The organism is Agromyces sp. NPDC055520 (assembly GCF_053619715.1).
On the sequence record NZ_JBSHJY010000081.1, the window covers coordinates 1 to 4,883 of the forward strand.

The following is a 4,883-nucleotide window of genomic DNA, read 5'->3' on the forward strand; positions in this document are numbered from 1 at the left end:
ATGGCGATCGCCGCGGCGGGTGACGTGCGACCCGCGGCCACGGGCGACTAGTCGCCGCCGGGAGCGTCGCCGCCCCCGCCGAGTTTGCCGACCGTGATGGTGATCTGGTCGCCGGGCTTGGCGAAGCCGCCGCCGGCCGGGTTCTGCGAGAGCACCATGCCGACCTTCAGCGGATCGAGGGTGTTCTCGTTCTGTCGTTGCACCTTGAAGCCGGCCTGCTTGAGCGCGGCCTCGGCCTCGTCTTGCGTCATGCCGACGACGTCGGGCACACCCGAAATCGAGCCGTTGCTCGTGAAGATGCGGATCGTCGTGCCCTTGCCGGCCTGCCCGGCCGGGTCGGTGCCCGAAACCGTGCCCGCTGGCAGGTTCGAATCCTGCTGCCCGCCGTCTTCGGCGACGAAGCCCGCGGCCTCGAGCGCCTGCTTCGCGGCGTCGAACGAGAGGCCGGCCACCACGGGGATGTCGACGAGCACCTGCTTGAACGCCGACGGATCAGGTTCTGGGAACTCGGCGCCGCCGTACTTGTTGTCGGCGAGAGTCATGATGCGCTTCCACATGCGGTGTCGAGCGGTAGCGGCCTCGCCGCTGTCGAAGCTCAACTGCCTGAGGTTGACGTGACCGGTGACGTTGCCCACCCAGACGGCGGTCGCGACGCGGGTGGAGGCACCGTTCATCCAGGTGCCCTCGTTGTTGTCGGTCGTACCTGTCTTGCCGATGTGCGGCACGCCGGTGCCGGTGTTCGATGCGCTCGCGGTGCCGCTGAACGTCTGGGCCATGGCGTAGCCCATCGCATGGGCGACTTCGGGTGTCACCGATTGCGGGCACTCGGTCTGCGGTACGGGCTGCTCCACGCCCTCGCTGTCGACGATTCTGGCGATGGCGACGGGAGCGCACGTTGCGCCGTTGTTGGCGACGCCGGCGAAGGCGCTCACCATACTGAGCGGAGAGACCTCCTCAGTGCCGAGGATCGCACCCGGGCCGAAGACGGCGCCGGTGTCGATCATTCGCGAACCGTCTTCGTTGTAGAGGGCCTCACCGGTTTCGTCGTTGTAGGCGAACCGCTGCCCGAGGTCGAGGCCGTCGGCGCGGCGAACACCGAACGCCTGTGCCGTGTCGCGGATCTTGCAGAGGTCCAGCTGCTGCGCCATCGCTATGAACGCGGTGTTCACTGAGTATTTCGTGGCATCGACGGCGTTGTTCGCCCCCCTCCCGTCGTCGTTCTTGGGGTCGTAGTCTCCCTTCCACCCGCCGTAGCAGGCCGCGGGGAAGGAGGTGAAGTTGCGTCGGCTTCCGTTGAACGACTCACGCAGCGAATGGCCCTCGTTCAGCCACTCGGCGAGGGTGAACACCTTGAACGTCGACCCAGGCTGGAACCCGAGAGACCCACCATACGCATAATCGGTGCTGTAGTTGAGCGAGCTGTAGTCGCCCGCACTGGCGGCGATGACGTCGGGGTCTTGCGTGTAGTTCTTGTTCTGCGTCATCGCGAGCACCTTGCCGGTGCCGACCTCGACGCTGACTGCCGCCGAACCGACATCCAGCCGGGGGTCGGCGAACGGGACGTTCTCGCGCATAGCCGCGACGGCTTCGGCCTGCAGTTCGAGGTCGAGCGTCGTGTAGATATCGAGCCCGCCTTTCTGCAGCATGCGTGTGCCCTCGTTGACGTCTTTGGTGGCAGGGTCATCGAATTTGTTCTTGATCACCCAGGTGACGTAGTCGCAGAAGTAGGCGGAATCTCCAGCCGACTGGCAGCCGGTGCTCGGTGGGTGAATGACCGGCGTGACCGGCGTCGCGACGGCCGCCGCGTGTTCTTCAGGCGTGATCTTCTTGTACTCGAGCATCCTGTCGAGGATGTAGTCGCGACGATCCTTGTTCGCGGCATACGGCGTCGGCTCACCCTTGTCGTTGACCGATGCAGCGCCGTTCGTCTCATCTTCGGGTTGGTCGAGCCGTAACGCATCGGGGAAGTTCACGATCGCGATGAGGCTCGCCGCCTCGGGCAGTGATAGGGTCGCCGCGGTCCTCGAGTAGTAGTACTGCGCGGCCGACTCGATGCCGTACACGCGTCCGCCGAATGCGGCGATGTTCAAGTAGCCCTTGAGGATGTCGTCCTTCGAGTACTCCTTCTCGAGGGCGATCGCGTAGCGGATCTCTTTCAGCTTGCGCGAGACGCTGACCTCGGTCGCCTCGTCGTAGGCCTTCTCGAACTCCTCTTGGTTCGTCGCCTTCGCCGTGTTGTTGTTGATCAACACGTTCTTCACGTACTGTTGCGTGATCGAGGAGCCGCCCTGCGTGTCTTCGCCGCTCACGGTCTTCAGGGCGCCGCGCACGGTGCCCTGGATGTCGACGCCGCCGTGCTCGTAGAAACGGGGGTCCTCACCCGCGACCGCTGCGTCTTTCACGTACTGGCTGATCGCCTCCCAGGCGACCTCTTCACGGTTGTCGTCGAAGAACGAGGCGAGGAGGTACGGAGAACCGTCGGCCTGCGTCGCGTAGATGTTCGACCGCTGGGCCAGTTCCGCCGGCTCGAGGTATCCGGGCAGGTTCTCGAACAGGGAGATGCTGTTGTTCGCGGCCATACCGGTGACGGCGAGGGCAGGAGTCACCGCGGCGGTCACGAGAATGCCGGCGAGAGCGCTCATCCCGACGATGCCGAGGATTCCGGCACCGAGGTCGCTCATCGTACGTTTTTGGGCAGACATATAGTGGAGCTTAACGGAGAAGGCTGGCAAATCTCGCTATGCAGGCTGAGCGTTGCCTGCCGCGGAGGCGCGCCGACGCACTCGAAACAGAGACAGAGGAATCATGACGACCTGGGAGTACATCACCACCCCGCTGCTGATCCACAACACGGCGGCGATCCTGAACAACTGGGGCTCGGAGGGGTGGGAGCTCGTGCAGGTCGTGCAGGGCCCCGAGGGCGGCCTCGTCGCCTACCTGAAGCGCCCCACCGGCGGTGCGTCGTCGGCCGCGGCATCCGCCGGTGCCGCTGCGGCAGCCGAGGCCGCCAAGCAGTTCGAGGGCGAGGCGTGACCATGGCGAACACGTTCGAATCCCGCCTGACCGAACTCGGCATCGAGCTGCCCGATGTCGCGCCGCCCGTGGCCGCATACGTGCCGGCCGTGGTCACCGGCTCGCTCGTCTACACCTCGGGTCAGTTGCCGTTCACCTCCGGCGCGCTGCCTGCCACCGGCAAGGTCGGCGACGGGCACGGTCTCGTTCCCGCCGACGACGCCAAGGCGTACGCCCGCACCGCGGCGCTCAACGCGCTCGCGGCGGTTCGCGCCGAGATCGGCTCGCTCGACCGGGTCGTGCGCATCGTGAAGCTCGTCGGCTTCGTGGCATCCGACCCCTCGTTCACCGGCCAGCCGGGTGTCATCAACGGCGCATCCGAGCTGCTCGGGGAGATCTTCGGCGAGGCGGGACGCCACGCGCGCTCGGCGGTCGGGGTCGCGGTGCTGCCGCTCGACTCCCCGGTCGAACTCGAGCTCATCGTCGAATTCGCCTAGGCGCGCGCCGCACTGCGCGGCGCCGCGTCGCGCTGCGCGGGCAATGTAGGACGAACCCCGCTTCGTAGGACGCGCAGCACCGCTGCCGTCCTACAAAGCGCCTCCTGTCCTACATCTTCCGGCGCACCCTGCGCGTCGGCACGCGCACCCTGCGCGTCGGCACGCGCACACCGACTCCTCCTCCACAGGCGCGGACGGGCGGGCACTGTGTACAGATTCGGCGTCTGGTCGAAGCATCCGTTCGATTTGACGAGATGCTTCGAGCATGAGTCCGCTCGAACGGGTGCACTACACCCCATCTGCGGCCGAGCTCACCCGCGTGGTGCAAGCTCTGGGACCGCTGCGAATCGTGCACCGAGTGCAACTGCAGGCGCTGGGCGTCTCAGACCGTGCGGTTCGAGCGGCGGTCGGTCAGGGCTGGCTCCGTCGCGTCCGACGAGATTGGTTCGCTGCACCGAACTGCGACGCCCGTCTGGTTCGCGCGGCGCACGTCGGTGTCACGCTCGGATGCGTGTCCGCGGCGGCGGTGCACGGCATGTGGGATCTCGAGACCGACGAGCTCCACGTCAGCGCCGCCCGAAACACGCCTCGCGTCGACGCGAGCACGCCGCCGAATCTCGAGTGCGTTGTGCCGCTCCGCACGCACTGGACGAGGCATCCAGAACCCGGCGCGGCACCACGGGTTCGCGCGCCGATCCAGTCGGTTGCGAACACCCTGCTCACGATCGCGCACTGCCAGCCGCTCGAGCAGGCGGTCATCGTGGTCGATTCAGCTCTGCGGCGGCGACTGATCGAACTCGGCGAGATCGGCGAGCTCGCGGCGACCGATCCCGCGATGGCTCGCGTACTCGCGCACGCCGACCCGGCCGCCGACACCGACGCGGAGACCGTCGCGCGGATGCGGCTCGCCCGACGCGGCATCGTCATGGTGCCGCAGGTGACGATCGATGGGCATCCCGTCGATGGCCTCATCGGCACCGCGTTGGTTCTGCAGATCGACGGGTACGGGCCGCATACGACACGAAAGCAGCACAACCGAGACCTTCGCCAAGACGATCGCCTGCGTCGGATGGGCTACATCGTGCTGCGCTACAGCCGTGACCATGTGCTTCGCGAGTGGCCGATGATCGAGTCGACGGTCTTGGGGATCGTCCGCTCCGGCCGATACCTCAGGAGTAGACGATTTCACGCGTCGTGACGCTGCTCGCCCGTTGGCGATGCAGGTCATGCGCCACTTCGTAGGACGTGCTCCTGCGGAAGCGTCCTACAACGGGCCAGATCGTCCTACGAACGCGCGCAGCGCGCAGCGACGCAGCGAGACAGCAAGACAGCAAGACAGTAAGACAGTAAGACGGCGCAGGGAGCACAGGAGGG

General features: G+C 66.6%; 4 protein-coding genes. 3 read left to right on the plus strand and 1 reads right to left on the minus strand.

Annotation, left to right across the window (positions count from 1 at the left end; genetic code table 11):
- Window positions 1-47 precede the first annotated feature (47 nt).
- Complete coding sequence (locus tag ACWGST_RS16855; protein WP_452047820.1) at window positions 48-2,681, minus strand: transglycosylase domain-containing protein; 2,634 nt, start codon at window positions 2,679-2,681, stop codon at window positions 48-50.
- Window positions 2,682-2,805: 124 nt separating this feature from the next.
- Here ACWGST_RS16855 and ACWGST_RS16860 point away from each other — a divergent pair, with 124 nt between their 5' ends.
- The 3 genes from ACWGST_RS16860 (at window position 2,806) to ACWGST_RS16870 (ending at window position 4,707) form a co-directional block, all read left to right on the plus strand.
- Window positions 2,806-3,033 carry a hypothetical protein gene (locus ACWGST_RS16860; RefSeq protein WP_452047821.1) on the plus strand — a complete coding sequence of 76 codons (228 nt, stop codon included), beginning with the start codon at window positions 2,806-2,808 and terminating at the stop codon, window positions 3,031-3,033.
- A 2-nt stretch (window positions 3,034-3,035) separates the two neighbouring features.
- Window positions 3,036-3,509, plus strand: coding sequence for a RidA family protein (locus ACWGST_RS16865; protein WP_452047822.1), 474 nt, complete (start codon window positions 3,036-3,038; stop codon window positions 3,507-3,509).
- A gap of 265 nt (window positions 3,510-3,774) precedes the next feature.
- A complete protein-coding gene (locus ACWGST_RS16870) occupies window positions 3,775-4,707 on the plus strand; it encodes a DUF559 domain-containing protein (protein ID WP_452047823.1) in 933 nt (310 codons plus the stop codon).
- The last annotated feature ends 176 nt before the right edge of the window (window positions 4,708-4,883 follow it).

What these genes read in the sequence shown, in the direction of transcription:
- ACWGST_RS16870 (WP_452047823.1), top strand. Translation starts at nt 3,775, where the DNA reads ATGAGTCCGCTCGAACGGGTGCACTACACCCCATCTGCGGCCGAGCTC.
- ACWGST_RS16860 (WP_452047821.1), top strand. Translation starts at nt 2,806, where the DNA reads ATGACGACCTGGGAGTACATCACCACCCCGCTGCTGATCCACAACACG.
- ACWGST_RS16865 (WP_452047822.1), top strand. Translation starts at nt 3,036, where the DNA reads ATGGCGAACACGTTCGAATCCCGCCTGACCGAACTCGGCATCGAGCTG.
- ACWGST_RS16855 (WP_452047820.1), bottom strand. Translation starts at nt 2,681, where the DNA reads ATGAGCGACCTCGGTGCCGGAATCCTCGGCATCGTCGGGATGAGCGCT.